Here is an 18,603-nt window from a genome sequence, read left to right as displayed (position 1 = left end):
TGGTGCAATGCCTGCGGGAGCAAGACGTGGCGAAGACGATACACAGCATGATCCGGGTTCTGGACGAGGCGCGCTCCGTCGCCTTCTACGATGCCGCCTTCGGCCTCAAGATCGCCGACCGGCTCGATTTCGACACGTTCACCCTCGTCTACATGAGCAATGCGGAGAGCGACTTCGAGGTCGAGCTGACGATCAACAAGGGGCGGACCGAACCCTATGCGCTCGGCGACGGCTACGGCCATCTCGCCGTCTCCGTGTCCGATCTCGACGCCGAGCATGCGCGGATCGCCGCAGCCGACCTCAACCCCGGCAAGATCGTCGAATTCAACCGCGACGGCGCGCTTCTCGCCCGCTTCTTCTTCATCGCCGATCCCGACGGCTACAAGATCGAGGTGCTGCAGCGGCACGGGCGCTTCAAGTAACGCCGCGCCGCCGCCGGCGGGAGGGCCGGCGCGGCGAGGCCAACACCAAGGAGGAGACAGCATGACCACCATCCACCACGCTACGCCGGGCGGCGGGCTTTCGCGCCGCGAGCTCCTGAAGCGCGGCGGCATCGGCGCCGCCCTCGTCATTTCCGGCAGCGCCGTCATCAGCCCCGAACATGCCTGGGGCATGGAGACGTCGGCGCTGAAGCCGGAGACCATGGCGACCCTGATCCGGCTCGCCCGCGACATCTATCCGCACGATCAGCTCTCCGACAAATATTATGCGCTTGCCGTCAAGGGCCACGACGCCAAAGCCGGCAAGGATCCCGCCCACAAGACGCTGATCGAGGACGGCATCGCCGATCTCGACAGCCGCGCCGGCGCCGGCGGCTATCGCGGGCTCGGCTGGGAGGACGACCGCGTCGCCATCCTGAAGGCGGTCGAGACCACGCCCTTCTTCCAGGCCGTGCGCGGCGACCTCGTCGTCAGTCTCTACAATCAGAAGGAGATCTGGCCGATCTTCGGCTATGAGGGCGAATCCTATTCGAAGGGCGGCTATATCGAGCGCGGCTTCAACGACATCGAGTGGCTCTGACGCGCGCGGATCGCCGTCCGGGAGGGACGGCGCGCGATGTCGGGTTCCGAAGAGATTCCGGGAGGACAGCATGGCAGCCAAATACGATCTCAACGACGACGGCGTCGTCGTCATCATCGGTTCGGGCGCGGGCGGCGGCACGCTCGGCAACGAACTGGCACAGAAGGGCATCGACGTCGTCGTCCTCGAGGCGGGCTCCCGCATCGAGCACGAGGACTTCATCAACGACGAATGGGACAGTTTCGCCCAGCTCGCCTGGCTCGACCACCGCACCACCGGCGGCGGCTGGCGCGTCCACAAGGATTTCCCCAACCTGCCGGCCTGGATCGTCAAGGCGGTCGGCGGCACGACGACCCACTGGGCCGGCGCGTCGCTGCGCTTCCAGGAGCACGAGTTCAAGACATTGACCCATTACGGCAAGGTCGAGGGCGCCAACCTCCTCGACTGGCCGATCACCCTTGCCGACCTCGAGCCCTATTACGCCAAGGCCGAGGACAAGATGGGCGTCACCCGGACGAACGGCATCGAGGGCCTGCCCGGCAACAACAATTTCAAGATCCTGAAGGCCGGCGCCGACAAGCTCGGCTACAAGGAATGTCACACCGGCAACATGGCGATCAACTCGGCCGACCGCGACGACCGGATGAGCTGTCAGCAGACCGGCTTCTGCTTCCAGGGCTGCAAATGGGGGGCGAAATGGTCGACCCTCTATACCGAGATCCCCAAGGGCGAGGCGACCGGCAAGCTGGAAGTCCGGCCGAATTCCCACGTCGTCAAGATCGAGCATGACAAGACGGGCAAGGTCACCGGCGTCGTCTATGCCGACAAGGACGGCAAGCTCCACGAACAGAAGGCCCGCATCGTCGCCGTCGCCGGCAACTCGATCGAGAGCCCGCGGCTGCTCTTGAACTCCCATTCCTCGATGTTCCCGGACGGTCTCGCCAACTCGTCCGGCCAGGTCGGCAAGAACTACATGCGCCATACGACCGGCTCGGTCTATGCCGTGTTCGAGAAGCCGGTGCATTTCTACCGCGGCACGACGATGGCCGGGATTATCAGGGACGAGGCACGCCACGATCCCTCGCGCGGCTTCGTCGGCGGCTACGAGCTGGAGACGCTGGCGCTCGGCGTGCCCTTCATGGCGGCCTTCCTCGATCCGGGCGGCTGGGGCCGTTCGTTCACCTCGGCGATGGACAACTATGCCCACATGGCCGGCCTCTGGATCGTCGGCGAGGACATGCCGCAGGAACAGAACGCGGTGAAGCTCCACGCCGAGCTCAAGGACCAGTACGGCATGCCGATTCCGGACGTCTGGTTCACCGACCATCCGAACGACGAGGCCATGCGCAACCACGCCTACAGGCAGGGCGAGGCGCTCTACGCCGCAGTCGGTGCGACGCGCTCCTTCCCGACGCCGCCCTATCCCTCGACCCACAATCTCGGCACCAACCGGATGAGCGAGAAGGCGGCCGACGGCGTCGTCAACAAGCACGGGCGCGCGCACGACATCAAGAATCTGTTCATCTCCGACGGCAGCCAGTTCACCACGGGGGCCGCGGAAAACCCGACGCTGACCATCGTCACGCTCGCCATCCGCCAGGCCGACCACATCGCCGCGGAAATGGCGGCGGGCACGATCTGAGCCGTCCTTCCCTGCCGGTCCGGGCGGCGCTCGCGTCTCGGATCCGGCCCTCTGATCCTCCCACCGGCGGGCGCTCCCGCCGGTGTGACCGCAGGGCGGCCCTGCCGCCCCCGCGCACCTTGCGGCCGGCTGCCTCGCCCATCGGACGGGGGCCGGTCGGCTTTTTGTCCGCGCCCCGTCCCTTCGTCCCATGGAGCCGTCCTTGATCCGCCCGAGCCTTCTGCCGGCCGCCCTCTGTCTCGCCGTCCTTTCCGCCCATGCCCTTCCCGCCCGTGCCGCGGGCGATGCCGACAGGGGCAAGGCCGTCTTCGCCAAATGCAGCGCCTGCCATTCGATCGACGCGCCGAAGAACCGGGTCGGGCCGTATCTGATGGGCGTCGTCGGCCGCGCCGCCGCCCAGGTCGCCGACTACAGATACTCGAAGGCGATGATCGCCGCCGGCGAAGGCGGCCTCGTCTGGGACGAGGCGACGCTGACGGACTATCTCGCCGGGCCGAAGGCGAAGGTGCCGGGCACGAAGATGAGCTTTTCCGGGCTGAAGACGCCGGAGGACATCGCCGACGTCATCGCTTATCTGAAGGCCCATCCGGCGCCGTGAAGGGTCATCCGGCCTGAATGAGGTTCAGCCGGCGATAGGTGCCGTCGCGGGCGATGAGGTCGGCATGGCGGCCGTCCTCGACGATGCGGCCGTCCTTGACGACGAGGATGCGGTCGGCCTTGGCGATGGTCGCCAGCCGATGGGCGATCACCAGCGTGGTGCGGCCGACCGAAAGCTCGGAAAGCGACTGCTGGATCGCCCGCTCCGTCTCCGTGTCGAGCGCCGAGGTGGCCTCGTCGAGGATCAGGACCGGCGGGTTCTTCAGGAACACGCGGGCAATCGCGAGGCGCTGCTTCTGCCCGCCCGACAGTTTCACGCCGCGCTCGCCGATGACGGTGTCGAGCCCGTCGGCAAGCCCGGCGATCACCTCGTCGAGCCGGGCGCGGCGCGCCGCCTCGACGATCTCCGCCTCGCTTGCGCCGATCCGGCCGTATTCGATGTTCTCGCGCACCGTGCCTGAAAAGAGGAACACGTCCTGGCTGACGATGCCGATCTGGCTGCGCAGCGACGTCAGCGTCATGTCGCGGATGTCGGTGCCGTCGATCAGGATCGCGCCGGCGGTGACGTCGTAGAAGCGCGGCAGCAGGGCGCAGATTGTCGTCTTGCCGGCCCCGGACGGTCCGACGAAGGCGACCGTCTGGCCGGGGGCGATCGAGATGTCGAGGCCGGCGAGGATCTCCCGGCCCTCGCGATAGCCGAAGCGCACATTGTCGTAGCGGATCGCGCCCTTGAGGTTCGAGACGTCGACGGCGCCCGGGCGGTCGGCGATGTCGGGGCGCGTGTCGAGGAACTCGACGTAGCGGCGGAAACCGGCGATGCCCTTCGGATAGCTCTCGATGACCGAATTGATCTTGTCGACGGGGCGGAAGAACACGCCGACGAGCAGCAGGAAGCCGACGAAGCCGCCCGCCGAAAGCTCCCCCTTCAGCACGAACCAGCTGCCCGCCACCAGCACCACCATCTGGACGAAGCGCATGGAGAGGTAGCTGAAGGTGGTGGATGTCGCCATGATCCGGTAGGCGTCGAGCTTGGTCGAGCGGTAGCTCTGGTTGTCGCGCTCGAAGAGGCCACGCTCGTGGTCCTCGTTGGCAAAGGCCTGGACGACGCGGATGCCGCCGATATTTTCCTCGAGCCGCGCGTTAAAATCGCCGACGCGCGAGAACAGCGCATGCCAGTTGCGCGTCATCCGCCCGCCATAGCGCGTCGTCACCCAGGCGGTCAGCGGCAGCACCAGCGCTGTGATCAGCGCCAGCTCGACATTGACCGTCAGCATCAGCACGAAGGCGCCGATCAGCGTCATCACCGCGATGAACACGTCCTCCGGCCCGTGATGGGCGACCTCGCCGATCTCCTCGAGATCCTTGGTCAGCCGGCCGAGCAGGTGGCCGGTCTTCTGGTTGTCGAAATAGCCGAAGGAGAGGGTCTGCAGGTGATCGAAGGCCTTGCGGCGCATCTCGGTCTCGATGTTGATGCCGAGCATGTGCCCCCAATAGGTGACGATCGCCATCAGCCCGCCGTTCAGCACGTAGATCAGCATCAGCCCGGCCGAGGCGAGCGCGATCAGGCCCCATTGCCCGGTCGGCAGCAGCGTGTCGATGAAGAGTTTCACCGCGATGGGGAAGCCGAGTTCCAAGAGGCCGGACAGGACCGCACAGCCGAAGTCGAGATAGAACAGGCCCATATGCGGCCGGTAGTAGGAGAAGAAGCGGCGGACGAGATCATTCATGCTGGGCGGTTCCGGGAAAGATGGGGCGGGCTCAAGGCCCCGCCCGACACGTCCTGGCGCGGAAACGCGCCGGGAGCAAGGCCGTCCCCGCCGTCCGCACGCATCTTTCGCGACGGAGGAGCTGCCCGGGATGCGCCCGCGCGCCGCGTTTGCCAAGCGCTGTCTTCGGCCGGCCCGGCGGGGGCGCCGGGCCGGGTCGGGTTCACCAGCTCTTGCTGAGCTTCAGCGTGACGGTGCGCTGGTCGCCATAGCCGCAGGTGAAGAGGCCCTGGCATCCCTTGACATAGTCCTTGTCGAAGAGGTTGGCGACGTTGAGGGAGCCCTGCCAGCCGTTCTTTTCGTAGCGGATGGCGGCATCGGTGACGAGCGCCCCGGGAACCGTCTTCGTGTTGGCGTTGTCGGCATAGGATTCGCCCTGGTAGCGCAGGCCCCCGCCGAGGCTCACGCCTTCGAGCGCGCCGTCGGTCACCTTGTATTCGGCCCAGAGCGAGGCCTGGTGCTCGGGGATGAGGAAGGGCCGGTTGCCGACGAGCAGCGGGTTCAGATCCTTGGTGATTTCGAGGTGGTTGTAGGTGTAGCTCGCCAGCAGCGTCCAGTGGGCGTCGAGATGGACCTTGCCTTCGAGCTCGACGCCGGTGGAGGTCACCTCGCCGAGCTGCTCCTGCAGGAAGTCCGGCCGCGTCAGCGCCACGTTCTCCTTGACGATCCGGTAGACGGAGGCGGTCAGCGACCCGTCGAGGAAGGTGGGGTCGTATTTGACCCCGGCCTCGATCTGCCGTCCCTCCTCCGGCTTCAGCCCGCCGCCGGTATAGGATGTGCCGATCAGGGGATTGAAGAAGGTCGCGACCGAGACGTAAGGCGTGACGCCCGTGTCGAACTGGTAGCCGAGGCCGGCGCGGCCGCTGAAGGCGCCGTCGTCGAAATCGTAGGAGCCGGTCGCGAGCCGCGATTGATTGTCGATGTCGACATGGTCGTAGCGGCCGTTGACGGTGGCGATCCAGCCGCCGCCGAAGCGGATCTGGTCCTGGGCGTAGAGCCCGACCTGGTTCAGCCGGGTCACGCCGTCGAGATAGGTGTTGTAGGCCGGCAGGGCGCCGCCATAGACGGGGTCGGTCGGATCGAGGTCGCTCGCCGGAAAGGCGGAGGCCTGCATCTGGTCGATCCGGTAGTTTTTATAATCGATGCCGGCGAGGAAGGTGTGGCTGAGGCCGCCGGTGTCGAATTCCGTCTCGGCGCGGGTGTCGACGGCGAAGCTGTCGACCGAGGTCCGGTGCTTGAAGCCGAGCCGGGCGAGATCGTCGTCCGCCGTGTAGGCATAGGGGTAGACGAGCTCCTCGCGCTTGTCGAGGTGGGAGAAGCGCAGGCTCTGCGACAGCGTCCAGCCGCTGTCGAACGTGTGCGAAACCTCGTAGCCGATCGCCTGCTGGTCGGAGCGGCCATAGTCATGGTCCGGCTCGCCGAAGAAGAGGTCGCGGTCGATCCGGCCGAAGGGCGCCTTCGTCACCGTGCCCTCATAGGGCAGGAAGCCGTTGCCGACATGGGTCTGGTCGAGGCCGCTGAGGAGGGCGTAGACGGTGACCTCTGTCGCCGCATCCGGAGCGAAGGTCACCTGCGGCATGATAAAGCCGCGCAGGTCCTCGGAATAGTCGCTGTAATTGTCGCCGCCGGCGATCTTGCCGGTGACGCGGTAGCGGATCGTGCCGTCGGCATTCAGCGTGTCGTTGACGTCGAAGCCGAAGAAGGCGTTGCCGAAATTGTTGATGCCGATCTCTGTTGAGAAGGCGGGCGTCTCCTGCGGGCGTTTGCGCACGAGGTTGACGATGCCGCCGGGGCTCGATCCGCCGTAGAGCACGGAGGCCGGCCCTTTCAGCACCTCGACGCGCTCCAGCATGTAGGCATCGGCCTGGAAGCCGCCGAAACCATAGGAGAAAAGGTTGAGGCCGTCGAGGAAGACGCCGGTCTGCGTCGCGTCGAAGCCGCGGATATAGAACCAGTCGGTGTCGGGATCCGAACCGAACGGCTCGGTGGAGACGCCGGCGGTGTAGCGCAGCGCCTCGTCGATCTTGGTGACGACGCCGCGGTCGGCGAGTTCGTTGCGGCCGATGACCGAGACCGATTGCGGGATGTCGGAGAGCGGCGTCGCCGTCTTGGCGCCGGTGCCGGTATCGCGGGCGACATAGCCGTCGACCGGGCCCTCGGCATCGCCTTTCCCCGCGCCGCCTTCCGTCACCACCTGTTCGAGCGCGGTCGGCGACTGCGCGTCCTGCGCCTGCGCGGACAATCCCGCCGCCAGCGCGCCGATCGCCACCCCCGCCACGAGCCCTAACCTGATCGTCCGTCGTTCACGCCTGTCCGCCATCTCGTCTTTCACCCCGGCCGGAGCGTTCCCGCGCCACTCATTGGCGCGTGCGGTTCCCGGCCTCTTATAAGATGAGTGTCTATATCAACTATTTGCGCGCGGCTTGTCCCGATCGGGGAAAATTGAACGGTCTTGGCAAAACCTGCCGGTTCTCCCCGGCCGCCTTGACCCCGCCACGATCAGGTGAGGCGGGATTTCTTCCAGCGCCCCGGCGTGACGCCGACGGCCTTGCGGAACACGCGGGTGAAATGGGCCTGGTCGGAAAAACCGGTCTCGGTGGCGACCGCCGTCAGCGGCATGTCGGCGGACAGCATCAGCGTCTTCGCCCGCCCGATGCGGGCCTGCATCTGCCAGGCATGCGGCGCCATGCCGGTCGAGGCCTTGAAGGCATGGCTGAAATGGGACTGCGACAGGCCGGTGATCTGCGCCAGCTCTTCGAGCCTGACGTTCCTCAGGCAGTTTTCCTCGATATGGGCGGTGGCGCGGCGCAATTGCCAGCCGGCGAGCCGGCTGCGCCGGCCGGCATCCGGTCCGCGCACGAGCCGCATCAGGTCGACGAACAGCGCGACCGTCAGCCCGTCGCCATAGAGATCGTTGAGCGGGGCCGGACTGGCGCATTCGGCGGCGATCAGCCCGGCGAGCGTCATCAGGCGCGGATCGGAGAACATCAGCCGCGGCGTCGACAGCGCGCGCGGGTCGAGATCCTCCTTCAGCCTGCGCGACAGGGCGTCGACGTTGAAATGCAGGTCGAGATGGCGGACGAAGGAGAGGTCGCTGAGCTCGGCCTCGAGCTCCATCTCCGCCGGGATGTAGGAAATGTCGGTCGCCCCCGACCGGGACCCGCCCTTGCCCGGCGACAGGCGGATGCGCGGCCGGTCGCCGCCGCGTGCCTCCAGCACGACGAAGAGGCGCGGATCGGCGGCGACATAGGTGCCGCCGGCCGAGGGCGCGCAATCGACGTCCCAGACATCGGCGACCACGCCGTCGAAGTGGCGGCGATGGAAACCGCCGACGGAAAAACCGCTGATCCTGTTGTGCATGCGGGGCTCGAAGGCCATGGGCGGGCTCGCGGAGTGCCGGGACGCGATGTTAACTTGTATAAATAACTCAAGTTTTAATACCGCATCTGCGAAGGCTTTGCAAATTGCCGGTGCGGCTCGGGACGGGACGGTGCGCCGGACGCGCGAAAGCCGCCGTCGCCGGCGGCTTTCGCAGGTATCGCTTCGTCCTCTCAGGCGTTGCGCAGCCGGCCCTCGATGAGGTCGAGAACGGCGCGGCCGGCTTCCATGACATTGGTGCCGGGACCGAAGACGGCGGAGACGCCGTGGTCGAGGAGATATTGATAGTCCTGCCGCGGCACGACCCCGCCGACGACGACGACGATCTCGCCGGCGCCGCGCGCCTTCAGCGCCTCGACGAGCTGCGGCGCCAGCGTCTTGTGGCCGGCGGCGAGCGACGACATGCCGACGACATGGACCTTGCGCTCGACGGCAAGCCCCGCCGCCTCGTCCGGCGTCTGGAACAGCGGCCCCGCGACGACGTCGAAGCCCATGTCGCCGAAGGCCGAGGCGATGATCTTGGCCCCCCGGTCGTGGCCGTCCTGCCCGAGCTTCGCCACCAGGATACGCGGCGCCGCGCCGAGCGTCGTCGCGGCCGTCTTCAGCCGGGCGGCGAGCGTCTCCATCTCGGGGTCGCCGGCATAGGCGTCGCCGTAGATGTCGCGGACCACCTCGGGCATGGCGGAATGGTCGCCGAAGACGGCACGCAGCGCATCGGAGATCTCGCCGACGGTCGCCCGCGCCCGCGCAGCCTCCACGGCCGCCGCGAGGATGTTGCCGTCGCCGGAACGGGCGACGGCGCCGAGCCGTTCGAGTGCCGCCTCGACCGCCGTCCCGTCGCGCCGGCGGCGCGTGTCCGCGATGCGCTTCACCTGCGCGGCGCGCACGGCGGCATTGTCGATGTCGAGGATGTCGATCTCGGCTTCCGTCTCCAGCCGGTAGCGGTTGACGCCGACGATCACCTCCTCGCCGCGGTCGACGGCCGCCTGCCGGCGCGTCGCCGCCTCCTCGATCAGCCGTTTCGGCAGGCCGTCGGCCACCGCCTTGGTCATGCCGCCGAGGCTTTCCACCTCCTCGATCAGCGCCCAGGCCCGGTCGGAGAGCTCCTGCGTCAGGCTCTCGACATAATAGGAGCCGGCGAGCGGATCGACCACCTTGGTGACGCCTGTCTCGTGCTGGAGGATTAGCTGGGTGTTGCGGGCGATGCGGGCGGAAAACTCCGTCGGCAGCGCGATCGCCTCGTCGAAGGAATTGGTGTGCAGCGACTGGGTGCCGCCGAGCACCGCCGACATCGCCTCGAAGGCGGTGCGGACGATGTTGTTGTAGGGGTCCTGTTCGGCCAGCGACACGCCCGAGGTCTGGCAATGGGTGCGCAGCATCAGCGAGGACGGCTTCTTCGGCGAAAACTCCTGCATGATCCGCGTCCAGAGCAGGCGCGCGGCGCGCAGCTTCGCCGCCTCCATGAAGAAATTCATGCCGATGGCGAAGAAGAAGGAGAGGCGGCCGGCGAAATCGTCGACGTTCAGCCCCTTGGCCAGCGCCGCGCGCACATATTCGCGCCCGTCGGCAAGGGTAAAGGCCAGTTCCTGGACGAGCGTCGCGCCCGCCTCCTGCATGTGGTAGCCGGAAATGGAGATGGAATTGAATTTCGGCATCTCGGCCGCGGTATAAGCGATGATGTCGGCGATGATCCGCATCGAGGGCTCGGGCGGATAGATGTAGGTGTTGCGGACCATGAACTCCTTGAGGATGTCGTTCTGGATGGTCCCGGACAGGGCGGAGCGCGCCACCCCCTGCTCCTCGCCGGCGACGATGAAGCTTGCCAGCACCGGCACGACCGCGCCGTTCATCGTCATCGACACGGAAACCGTGTCGAGAGGGATGCCGTCGAAGAGGATCTTCATGTCCTCGACCGAATCGATCGCCACGCCCGCCTTGCCGACATCGCCCTCGACGCGCGGATGATCCGAATCATAGCCGCGATGGGTGGCGAGGTCGAAGGCGACGGAGACGCCCTGCTGGCCGCCGGCGAGCGCCCTGCGGTAGAAGGCGTTGGAGGCTTCCGCCGTGGAGAAGCCGGCATATTGCCGGATCGTCCAGGGCCGCCCGGCATACATCGTCGCGCGCGGCCCCCGGACGAAGGGGGCAAAGCCTGGCAGAGAGCCCAGATGGCCGATGCCGTCGAGATCGTCGCGTGTATAGAGCGGCCGCACCGGGATGCCCTCCGGCGTCTGCCAGACGAGGCTCTCCGCCGGCGCCTTCACTTCCCGCTCGGCGAGCGCTTCCCAGTCCTTCACCGTCTTCTCCGACATGCCGTCATCTCCCCGGGCATCGGCCCGTCACGCGAATTCCAGGATCAGCTCGTCGACCGCGAGGCTGGCGCCGGCGGCGACCGCGATCCGCTTCACCGCGCCCTTGCGCTCGGCGCGCAGGATGTTTTCCATCTTCATCGCCTCGACGGTCGCGAGCGCCTGCCCCGCCTCGACGGTGTCGCCGACGCCGACGAGGATCGACGTGACCACGCCCGGCATCGGGCAGAGCAGCATGCGCGAGGTGTCCGGCGGCAGCTTCTTCGGCATCAGCGTCGCAAGGGCGGCGACGCGCGGCTCGCGCACCGTCGCCGTCACGTCGATGCCGCGCCAGCGCAGCCGGATGGCGCTGCCCGCGAGCGCCACCTTGATGCCGGCCGCAGCACCCTCGACGGCGAAGCGCGCATGGGTCATGCCCGGCAGCCAGTCGCTCTCGATCGCCGTCATCGTCCCGTCGGCGAAGGTGACGGTCGCGCCCGCTCCCGCCGGCTCGAGCGTCAGGGCGAGGCTCCCGTCGTCGAAACCGACGACCCAGGCGCCGGTAAGCACGCGGCGGTGATTGCCGATCGTCCCGGAAATATGGGTGGCGCGCGTCTGCACCCGGTGCTGGACGAGGGCCGCGACCGCCGCGATCAGCCGCGCTTCGGCCGCATCCGGCGTGACGCCGTGGAAACCGTCGGGAAATTCCTCGGCGATGAAGGCGGTGGTCAGGTTGCCGGCGCGAAAGCGGTCGTGGCGCATGACGGCGGAGAGGAAGGGCAGGTTGTGGCCGATGCCCTCGACCTCGAAATCGTCGAGCGCGTTCGCCATCGCGTCGATCGCCGAAAGCCGGTCCGGCGCATGGGTGCAGAGCTTTGCCACCATCGGGTCGTAATACATCGAGATCTCGCCGCCCTCGAACACGCCGGTGTCGTTCCTCACCGTGATGCCGTCGTCGGACGTGCCTTCCGCCGGCGGGCGGTAGCGCGTCAGCCGCCCGATCGAGGGGAGGAAATTGCGGTAGGGATCTTCCGCATAGAGCCGGCTCTCGATCGCCCAGCCGTCGAGCTTGACGTCCTCCTGGCGGAAGGAAAGCGTTTCGCCGGCTGCCACCCGGATCATCTGCTCGACGAGGTCGATGCCGGTGACGAGTTCCGTGACGGGATGCTCGACCTGGAGCCGCGTGTTCATCTCGAGGAAATAGAAGTTGCGCGCGCCGTCGACGATGAACTCGACCGTGCCGGCGGAATGGTAGCCGACGGCCCTGGCGAGCGCCACCGCCTGCTCGCCCATGGCTTTGCGCGTCGCCGCGTCGAGGAAGGGCGACGGCGCCTCCTCGATCACTTTCTGGTTGCGGCGCTGGATCGAACATTCGCGCTCACCGAGAAAGAGCGTGGTGCCGTGCATGTCGCCGAGCACCTGGATCTCGATATGGCGCGGCTGGGTGACGAATTTCTCGATGAAGATGCGGTCGTCGCCGAAGGAGGCTTTCGCCTCGTTCTTCGAGGACTGGAACCCTTCGCGCGCCTCCGCGTCGTTCCAGGCAATCCGCATGCCCTTGCCGCCGCCGCCGGCCGAGGCCTTGATCATCACCGGATAGCCGATGGCGCCGGCGATCCGAACCGCCTCGTCGGCGTCCTCGATCAGCCCCATATGGCCGGGCACGGTGGAGACGCCGGCCTCGGCCGCGATCTTCTTCGAGGTGATCTTGTCGCCCATCGCCTCGATGGCCTTGACCGGCGGGCCGATGAAGGCGACGCCTTCCCTCTCCAGCGCTTCGGCGAAGGCGGCATTCTCCGAAAGGAAGCCGTAGCCCGGATGCACGGCATCGGCGCCGGTCCTGCGGATCGCGTCGAGGATCTTGTCGATGACGATATAGGACTGCGACGAGGGCGCCGGGCCGATAGGCACCGCCTCGTCGGCCATCTCGACATGCAGCGCGTTCCGGTCGGCATCGGAATAGACAGCGACCGTGGCGATGCCGAGCTTCTTCGCGGTCTTGATCACGCGGCATGCGATTTCGCCGCGATTGGCGATGAGGATTTTCTTGATCATGGGGGTCAGACTTCCATCACGTCGTCAAACGCCTGCGGAAAGTTCTTCCGTGCCAGGCTCTCATTGATCTTCAGCAGCGCCTGATAGGAGGCGGGATCGAAGGTCCGCTCGGCCGGGACGATCTCGCGTCCCAGAAGCCGCGACAGCCGCTCTCCATCGAGATTGCCGCGCTCGAAGGGTTCCGGCCCGAAATAATGCCAGAGCGCATGCAGGAAGGCGGCGTCGGCCAGCGCCACCGTCCTGTCGAGGCTCGGATGGCGTTTCCACTGCCCGAGCACGGTGACCTTGGGATTGGCGCGGCGAAGGGTGAACTGCCATTGCGTACCGCTGAGGCCCGCCGGAAAGCCGCGATGCTTGGTCATTTCGGGAACTTTGGCCATTCGGTCACACTCTTCGGTCGCTGGCATGGTTGTGGGGTCGACGGCGGACGCCCGGATCCGACGCTCACAGCGGGATCGTATCATGCTTGCGCCAGATCTGTTCCTTGCGCTTGTTCCTGAGGCTGGCGAAGGCACGGGCGATGCGCTTTCGCGAGGAGCGCGGCATGATCACCTCGTCGATGAAGCCGCGTTCGGCGGCGACGAAGGGATTGGCGAAGCGCTCCTCGTATTCCTTCGTCCGCGCCGCGATCCTGTCGGCATCGCCGAGTTCCGAGCGGTAGAGGATCTCGGTCGCGCCCTTGGCGCCCATCACCGCGATCTCGGCCGTCGGCCAGGCATAGTTGACGTCGGCGCCGATATGCTTCGACGCCATCACGTCATAGGCGCCGCCATAGGCTTTCCGCGTGATGAGAGTGACCATGGGCACCGTCGCCTGGCTGTAGGCGAAGAGCAGCTTCGCGCCGTGCTTGATGACGCCGCCATATTCCTGCGCCACGCCCGGCAGGAAGCCCGGAACGTCGACCAGCGTCAGCAGCGGAATGGAGAAGGCGTCGCAGAAGCGCACGAAGCGGGCGGCCTTGCGCGAACTGTCGATGTCGAGGCAGCCGGCGAGCACCATCGGCTGGTTGGCGACGACGCCGACCGTCTCGCCCTCGATGCGGACGAAGCCGGTGATGATGTTCCTCGCAAACGCCTCCTGTAATTCGAAGAAATCGCCCTCGTCGGCGATCGCCAGGATCAGCTCCTTCATGTCGTAGGGTTTGGTCGAGGTGTCGGGGATCAGCGTGTCGAGCCGGGCCTCGATGCGTGCCGGATCGTCGTGGAAGGGGCGGACCGGCGCCCTGTCGCGGTTGCTGAGCGGCAGGAAATCGAAGAGCCGGCGCGTCGCCTCCAGCGTCTCGATGTCGTTCTCGAAGGCGGCATCGGCGACCGAGGATTTCTTCGTATGCGTGCCGGCGCCGCCGAGATCCTCGGCGCTGACGATCTCGTTCGTCACCGTCTTCACCACGTCCGGGCCGGTGACGAACATGTAGGACGTGTCGCGCACCATGAAGATGAAATCGGTCATCGCCGGCGAATAGACCGCGCCGCCGGCGCAGGGCCCCATGATGACGGAGATCTGCGGGATGACGCCCGACGCCTCGGCATTGCGGCGGAATACCTCGGCATAGCCGGCGAGCGAGGCGACGCCCTCCTGGATGCGCGCGCCGCCCGAGTCATTCAGGCCGATCACCGGCGCGCCGTTGCGCACCGCCATGTCCATAATCTTGCAGATCTTCTGCGCATGGGTTTCGGAGAGCGAGCCGCCGAGCACGGTGAAGTCCTGGGAGAAGACGTAGACCTGCCGCCCGTTGATCGTGCCCCAGCCGGTGACGACGCCGTCGCCCGCGACCTTCTGCTCGGCCATGCCGAAATCGACGGCACGATGGGTGACGTACATGTCGTACTCCTCGAACGAGCCTTCGTCGAGGAGCACGTCGATGCGCTCGCGCGCCGTCAGCTTGCCCTTGCCGTGCTGGGCGTCGATGCGGCGCTGGCCGCCGCCGAGCGTCGCCGCATTCCGCCGCTGTTCGAGCTGTTCGAGGATGTCGCGCATGCCGTCTGTGCCTTTTCCGTCTGTCTGCAAGGGGCCGTCCTTCCATAAACCGCGCTGCGGGAAAGAGAATGCTTGATCATGCGAAGATGTGTGTTTTACATGAGAGGTAGTTGTATTTTGCGAAGTTGCGAAATGGCGATCGGCAAGCTCTATATCGGCCGCAAGGTGCGCGACCTCCGGCTCTCGAACGGCGCCACCCAGGCCCGGTTCGCCGAGCGGATCGGCATCTCCCTCTCCTATCTCAACCAGATCGAAAACAACCAGCGTCCCGTCTCCGCCGCCGTGCTGCTGTCGCTGGCGGAAAAGTTCAGCATCGACCTGTCGGAGCTCTCTGCCGGCGAGGGCGACCGGCTGCTGTCGGCGCTCTCCGAGACGCTCGGCGATCCGCTCTTCGCCGGCAATGCGCCGAGCCTGCAGGAACTGAAGATGGTGGCGCAGAACGCGCCCGGCATCGCCCATGCGCTGATCGCCTGCCACCGCGCCTACCGCCACCAGTCCGACGAGATCGCAAGCCTCGATCGTACCCTCGGCCGCGCCGCGGGTGCGAGCGAAAGCACGCCCTACGAGGAGGTGCGCGACTTCTTCCACTTTGTCGACAACTACATCCACGAGCTCGACACGGCGGCGGAGGCGCTGGCCGGCACGATCGGCCTCGGCGAGGCGGATGCCCATCCGCTTCTCGTCCGCCATCTGGAAGCCGCGCACGGAGTGCGCATCCGCCGGGCCGAGGATGGCGCGGAGGCGCCGATGCGGCTCTTCGATGCCGGGGCGAAGGTGCTGACGCTGAACCCCTACCTTCCGGCGCCGACGCGCGATTTCCAGATCGCGCTGCAGCTCGCCCAGCTCCATGCCGGCACCCTCATCGACGCGATCGCCGCAGGGGCCGGCTTCCGGAGCAGCGACGCGATGGAGATCTGCCGCATCGGCTTGCACAATTACGTCGCCGGCGCGCTCCTCCTGCCCTATCGCCGCTTCCGCGCCGCGGCCCGCGACCTGCGCCACGATCTCGACCTCCTCTGCATCCGCTTCGGCGCCAGCCTCGAACAGGTCTGCCACCGTCTGTCGACGCTGCAGCGGCCGGGGGAAAAGGGCGTGCCGGTCTTCTTCGCCCGCCTCGACCGCGCCGGCAACATCACCAAGCGCCATTCGGCCGCACGGCTGCAATTCGCCCGCTTCGGCTCGGCCTGCCCCTTGTGGAACGCGCACCGCGCCTTCGAGACGCCGGGGCGGATCAACCGCCAGCTCGCCGAGACGCCGGACGGCGTGCGCTATCTCTGCCTCTCCATGCCCGTCGCCAAGGGCGGGCGCGGCTTCCGCCGGGGCGAGCAGCACTATGCGCTGGCGCTCGGCTGCGAGATCTCCTATGCCGGCGAATTCGTCTATGCCGAGGGCATGGACCTCGCCAACCGCGCGGCCTACGCGCCGATCGGCATTTCCTGCCGCATCTGTGACCGCACCGATTGCGAAAGCCGCGCCGTGCCGCCGCTGAAAAGCCGGCTCGTCGTCGCGCACGACCGGCGCGGCATCCTGCCCTATGCGCTGAAGCCCGTCGGAGACTAAAGCGCGTCTCGCAAAGCTGTGCCGCAGTTTTGCGAAAAGACACGCGTAAAAACAAGGACCCAAAGCGTAGGAGCGAATCTGAAGGGTCGCGGCGCGCTTTGGACTGTGTCGGGGACCAAGTGGAATCCGGTTGCCCCGAAAAACACACGACACCAAACGAGCCGGGAGCCTGCCTGGTTCGGAAGGGACCTGACGGGCTCCCGGGGCGAAGCCCTCACCCCGTTTTCAGCCAGTCCGCCAGTTCGGCCTCCGCCCGCTCCAGCGCGCTGTAGTTCAAAAGCTTGCGCAGAAACGCCACGGTGACGGCGCGGGCGCGCAGGTTGAAGCGGCCCTCCTCGTCGTCCATGCCGGCGGTCTGGTAGACCTCCAGCTTCTCGTAGAGCGCCTGCAGCCGGTTCTGCACCGAGCGCAGCGACAGGTTGCGCCGCCGCGCGATCGCCCGGTCGGTCAGCCCGAGCGCGATGTCGACGAGGATCTCGTATTCGCTGTCGGTGAAGCCGCGCGTCTGGCCGAGCGACTTCTGCTGCATGCCGCGCACCTCGCGGTCGATGACGCATTGCGCCTCGACGAAGATCGAGCGCAGCGCCAGCTTCAGCCGTTCGTCCGAGGCCGATTTCAGCACGTAGCCATAGGCCGCCCCGTCCGGCACGATGCGCGAGACGCCGCGGACATAGGCCTCGTCGGCATAGTTCGACCAGAACAGGATGCGCGTGTCCGGCCGCTCCTTCCAGATGGTGCGCGCCGCCTCGATGCCGTTGCGGCTCGCCATCTGCAGGTCCATGACGACATGGGCCGACTTGTGGTCGCGCGCAAGCTTCTCGCCGAGCGTGCCGTTCTCCGCCTCGATCACCAGGTCGCATTCGGGAAGGGCGGCCGAGACCGCCTCGTGCAGGTAGGAGCGGTGCAGCGGGTCGTCCTCGACGATCAGGACCTTCATGCCTCGCCCCCCGCGACGGTTCCCGGCAGCCGCGCGGGCTGGGCGAGCTGCACCCCGACCGTCGTGCCGCGCCCGTCGCGCCCCGGGCCGATCGTGAAGCGGGCCGAGATCAGCCGGGCGCGCGTCTTCATGTTGTCGATGCCGCCGCCGGCGCGCCGGCGCGGCTTCGCCAGCCCGCAGCCGTCGTCGCTGACCTCGATCGAGATCCCCTCGCCGCGCAGCGACAGCCGCACCGTGATGCTGTCGGCGCGGGCGTGGCGCACCGCATTGTTGATCGCCTCCTGCGTGATGCGGAACAGCGCCACCGACACGGTCGGGTCGAGCGCGTCGATCCGGCCCGCCGTCTCGTCGAGGAGTTTCGGCGCAAGCGGCAGTCCGCTGTCCCGCACGGCGCGGTCGAGATGGTTCTCGGCGGCCTGCGCGAAGCCGAAGAGCTGCAGCACCGAGGGCTTGGCCTCCTCGATGATCTGGCGCAGGTCCTGCATGCAGTGCTGCAGGCTGCGCATCAGCGGTTCCAGCGTCTCGCCGGAGACCTCGTGCTCGCGCGTCAGCCGCTCCATCCGGCGCGAGAGCCGCGTCAGGTCGGCGAGCGTCTGGTCGTGCAGGTCCATGCCGATGCGCTGGCGCTCGCGCTCCAGCGCCTCCGTCAGCTTCAGCGCGCCGAGCCGGAGCCCTTCCTCGCGGGCGCGCGCCTCGGCCTCCACGATCGCCGAGCGCTGCGCCTGGCCGGCGGCGCGCAGCGCGAAGAAATAGGGCGAGAGCAGGTCGGCGACCGAGCGGGCGCTCTCGACGTCGGCGCGGGTGTAGACGTCGGCGTCAAACGACGAGCAGGAGAGCGCGCCGATGATGTCGCCCTCGACCTTCAGCGGCACGTGGATGCGGCTCCTCAAGCCGTGGGCGAGGATCGGCTGCACGAAGGCGCCCTCGAAATGGAAGCGCGGATCGACGCAGGCGTCGCCGGTGATCATGAAGGGCACCTCGCCCCAGAGCAGCGCGCGGATCGGGCTGCCGGAGACGAGCGCCGGCGGCTCGCGCCCCCAAGCGGTCTCGATGCCGTTCTCGTAGGCCGTGTGGTAGGTGCCGCCATGCATGACGATGCAGACGTCGAGATGATCGTGCGGGATGATGTGGGAAATCTCCGCCGCCACGGCGCGGATCGCCGAGCGGAACTCCATCTGGCCGGCGAGCAGCCGCGAAATGCCGAGATAGTGCTCGAGCAGCGCCGGTGCCGCCATCTCCCTCACCCGATCGCCGAGCATCGGCTCCTCCTCCGCATGCCGCCTTCCGCCGCGCCCTCAGTAAGCGCCCGGCGACCGGCCGCTGTCCTGCGGGATCCCGCATTTTCTGCGGGAGATCCCGCAAAGGCCTTGCGGCAATGTTACT

Annotated in this window: 14 protein-coding genes; 5 read left to right on the top strand and 9 right to left on the bottom strand. The window is 67.3% G+C overall.

Features of this window, described 5'->3' with window-relative positions; genetic code table 11:
• The first annotated feature begins 26 nt into the window (after positions 1–26).
• The 4 genes from ACEVQ6_RS17230 to ACEVQ6_RS17215 all read left to right on the top strand — a co-directional run bounded on the left by ACEVQ6_RS17230 (position 27) and on the right by ACEVQ6_RS17215 (position 3,260).
• A complete protein-coding gene (locus ACEVQ6_RS17230; RefSeq protein ID WP_374890268.1) occupies positions 27–422 on the top strand; it encodes a VOC family protein in 396 nt (131 codons plus the stop codon).
• A gap of 61 nt (positions 423–483) precedes the next feature.
• Positions 484–1,020: a gluconate 2-dehydrogenase subunit 3 family protein gene (locus tag ACEVQ6_RS17225; protein ID WP_374890267.1), complete on the top strand. Its 537-nt coding sequence runs from the start codon at positions 484–486 to the stop codon at positions 1,018–1,020.
• A gap of 70 nt (positions 1,021–1,090) precedes the next feature.
• Positions 1,091–2,662, top strand: a complete 1,572-nt coding sequence (locus ACEVQ6_RS17220) for a GMC family oxidoreductase (protein WP_374890266.1) — start codon at positions 1,091–1,093, stop codon at positions 2,660–2,662.
• 202 nt (positions 2,663–2,864) lie between these two features.
• On the top strand, positions 2,865–3,260 hold the full coding sequence (locus ACEVQ6_RS17215) for a c-type cytochrome (protein ID WP_374890265.1): 396 nt from the start codon (positions 2,865–2,867) through the stop codon (positions 3,258–3,260).
• Positions 3,261–3,264: 4 nt separating this feature from the next.
• Here the strand turns inward: ACEVQ6_RS17215 and ACEVQ6_RS17210 are convergent, their stop codons facing one another.
• The 7 genes from ACEVQ6_RS17210 to ACEVQ6_RS17180 form a co-directional block, all read right to left on the bottom strand.
• On the bottom strand, positions 3,265–4,986 hold the full coding sequence (locus ACEVQ6_RS17210; protein ID WP_374890264.1) for an ABC transporter ATP-binding protein: 1,722 nt from the start codon (positions 4,984–4,986) through the stop codon (positions 3,265–3,267).
• Between the two features lie 202 nt (positions 4,987–5,188).
• Positions 5,189–7,345, bottom strand: a complete 2,157-nt coding sequence (locus tag ACEVQ6_RS17205) for a TonB-dependent siderophore receptor (RefSeq protein WP_374890263.1) — start codon at positions 7,343–7,345, stop codon at positions 5,189–5,191.
• 179 nt (positions 7,346–7,524) lie between these two features.
• Complete coding sequence (locus tag ACEVQ6_RS17200; protein WP_374890261.1) at positions 7,525–8,403, bottom strand: helix-turn-helix domain-containing protein; 879 nt, start codon at positions 8,401–8,403, stop codon at positions 7,525–7,527.
• Positions 8,404–8,576: 173 nt separating this feature from the next.
• Complete coding sequence (scpA, locus tag ACEVQ6_RS17195) at positions 8,577–10,715, bottom strand: methylmalonyl-CoA mutase (protein ID WP_374890260.1); 2,139 nt, start codon at positions 10,713–10,715, stop codon at positions 8,577–8,579.
• A gap of 27 nt (positions 10,716–10,742) precedes the next feature.
• Complete coding sequence (locus ACEVQ6_RS17190; RefSeq protein WP_374890259.1) at positions 10,743–12,746, bottom strand: acetyl-CoA carboxylase biotin carboxylase subunit; 2,004 nt, start codon at positions 12,744–12,746, stop codon at positions 10,743–10,745.
• Positions 12,747–12,751: 5 nt separating this feature from the next.
• A complete protein-coding gene (locus tag ACEVQ6_RS17185) occupies positions 12,752–13,126 on the bottom strand; it encodes a hypothetical protein (RefSeq protein WP_374890258.1) in 375 nt (124 codons plus the stop codon).
• Between the two features lie 64 nt (positions 13,127–13,190).
• Entirely contained in the window at positions 13,191–14,723 is a 1,533-nt protein-coding gene (locus ACEVQ6_RS17180; protein WP_374890339.1) for an acyl-CoA carboxylase subunit beta, read from the bottom strand.
• Between the two features lie 132 nt (positions 14,724–14,855).
• On the opposite strand from ACEVQ6_RS17180, the gene ACEVQ6_RS17175 reads away from it, so the two are divergent.
• A complete protein-coding gene (locus ACEVQ6_RS17175) occupies positions 14,856–16,283 on the top strand; it encodes a helix-turn-helix domain-containing protein (RefSeq protein WP_374890257.1) in 1,428 nt (475 codons plus the stop codon).
• A gap of 214 nt (positions 16,284–16,497) precedes the next feature.
• On the opposite strand, the gene ACEVQ6_RS17170 is transcribed toward ACEVQ6_RS17175, so the two are convergent.
• Both ACEVQ6_RS17170 and ACEVQ6_RS17165 read right to left on the bottom strand, forming a co-directional pair.
• Positions 16,498–17,220 carry a response regulator gene (locus ACEVQ6_RS17170; protein ID WP_374890256.1) on the bottom strand — a complete coding sequence of 241 codons (723 nt, stop codon included), beginning with the start codon at positions 17,218–17,220 and terminating at the stop codon, positions 16,498–16,500.
• Positions 17,217–18,479 (bottom strand): GAF domain-containing sensor histidine kinase, encoded by a 1,263-nt coding sequence (locus tag ACEVQ6_RS17165; RefSeq protein ID WP_374890255.1) that lies wholly within the window; start codon positions 18,477–18,479, stop codon positions 17,217–17,219. Before ACEVQ6_RS17165 ends, ACEVQ6_RS17170 begins: the two co-directional genes overlap by 4 nt.
• Between the last annotated feature and the right edge of the window lie 124 nt (positions 18,480–18,603).

Origin of the sequence: Ensifer soli (genome assembly GCF_041928815.1) — a bacterium.
Lineage (GTDB): Bacteria > Pseudomonadota > Alphaproteobacteria > Rhizobiales > Rhizobiaceae > JBHFEI01.
The sequence above is the reverse complement of the archived record's forward strand: the minus strand, read 5'-3'. Positions and strand labels throughout refer to the sequence as shown.

Excerpts from the sequence above, each read along its gene's own strand:
- ACEVQ6_RS17175 (WP_374890257.1), top strand. The coding sequence starts at position 14,856 with ATGGCGATCGGCAAGCTCTATATCGGCCGCAAGGTGCGCGACCTCCGG.
- ACEVQ6_RS17210 (WP_374890264.1), bottom strand. The coding sequence starts at position 4,986 with ATGAATGATCTCGTCCGCCGCTTCTTCTCCTACTACCGGCCGCATATG.
- ACEVQ6_RS17200 (WP_374890261.1), bottom strand. The coding sequence starts at position 8,403 with ATGGCCTTCGAGCCCCGCATGCACAACAGGATCAGCGGTTTTTCCGTC.
- scpA (WP_374890260.1), bottom strand. The coding sequence starts at position 10,715 with ATGTCGGAGAAGACGGTGAAGGACTGGGAAGCGCTCGCCGAGCGGGAA.
- ACEVQ6_RS17180 (WP_374890339.1), bottom strand. The coding sequence starts at position 14,723 with ATGCGCGACATCCTCGAACAGCTCGAACAGCGGCGGAATGCGGCGACG.
- ACEVQ6_RS17205 (WP_374890263.1), bottom strand. The coding sequence starts at position 7,345 with ATGGCGGACAGGCGTGAACGACGGACGATCAGGTTAGGGCTCGTGGCG.
- ACEVQ6_RS17170 (WP_374890256.1), bottom strand. The coding sequence starts at position 17,220 with ATGAAGGTCCTGATCGTCGAGGACGACCCGCTGCACCGCTCCTACCTG.
- ACEVQ6_RS17220 (WP_374890266.1), top strand. The coding sequence starts at position 1,091 with ATGGCAGCCAAATACGATCTCAACGACGACGGCGTCGTCGTCATCATC.
- ACEVQ6_RS17190 (WP_374890259.1), bottom strand. The coding sequence starts at position 12,746 with ATGATCAAGAAAATCCTCATCGCCAATCGCGGCGAAATCGCATGCCGC.
- ACEVQ6_RS17225 (WP_374890267.1), top strand. The coding sequence starts at position 484 with ATGACCACCATCCACCACGCTACGCCGGGCGGCGGGCTTTCGCGCCGC.
- ACEVQ6_RS17165 (WP_374890255.1), bottom strand. The coding sequence starts at position 18,479 with ATGCTCGGCGATCGGGTGAGGGAGATGGCGGCACCGGCGCTGCTCGAG.
- ACEVQ6_RS17185 (WP_374890258.1), bottom strand. The coding sequence starts at position 13,126 with ATGGCCAAAGTTCCCGAAATGACCAAGCATCGCGGCTTTCCGGCGGGC.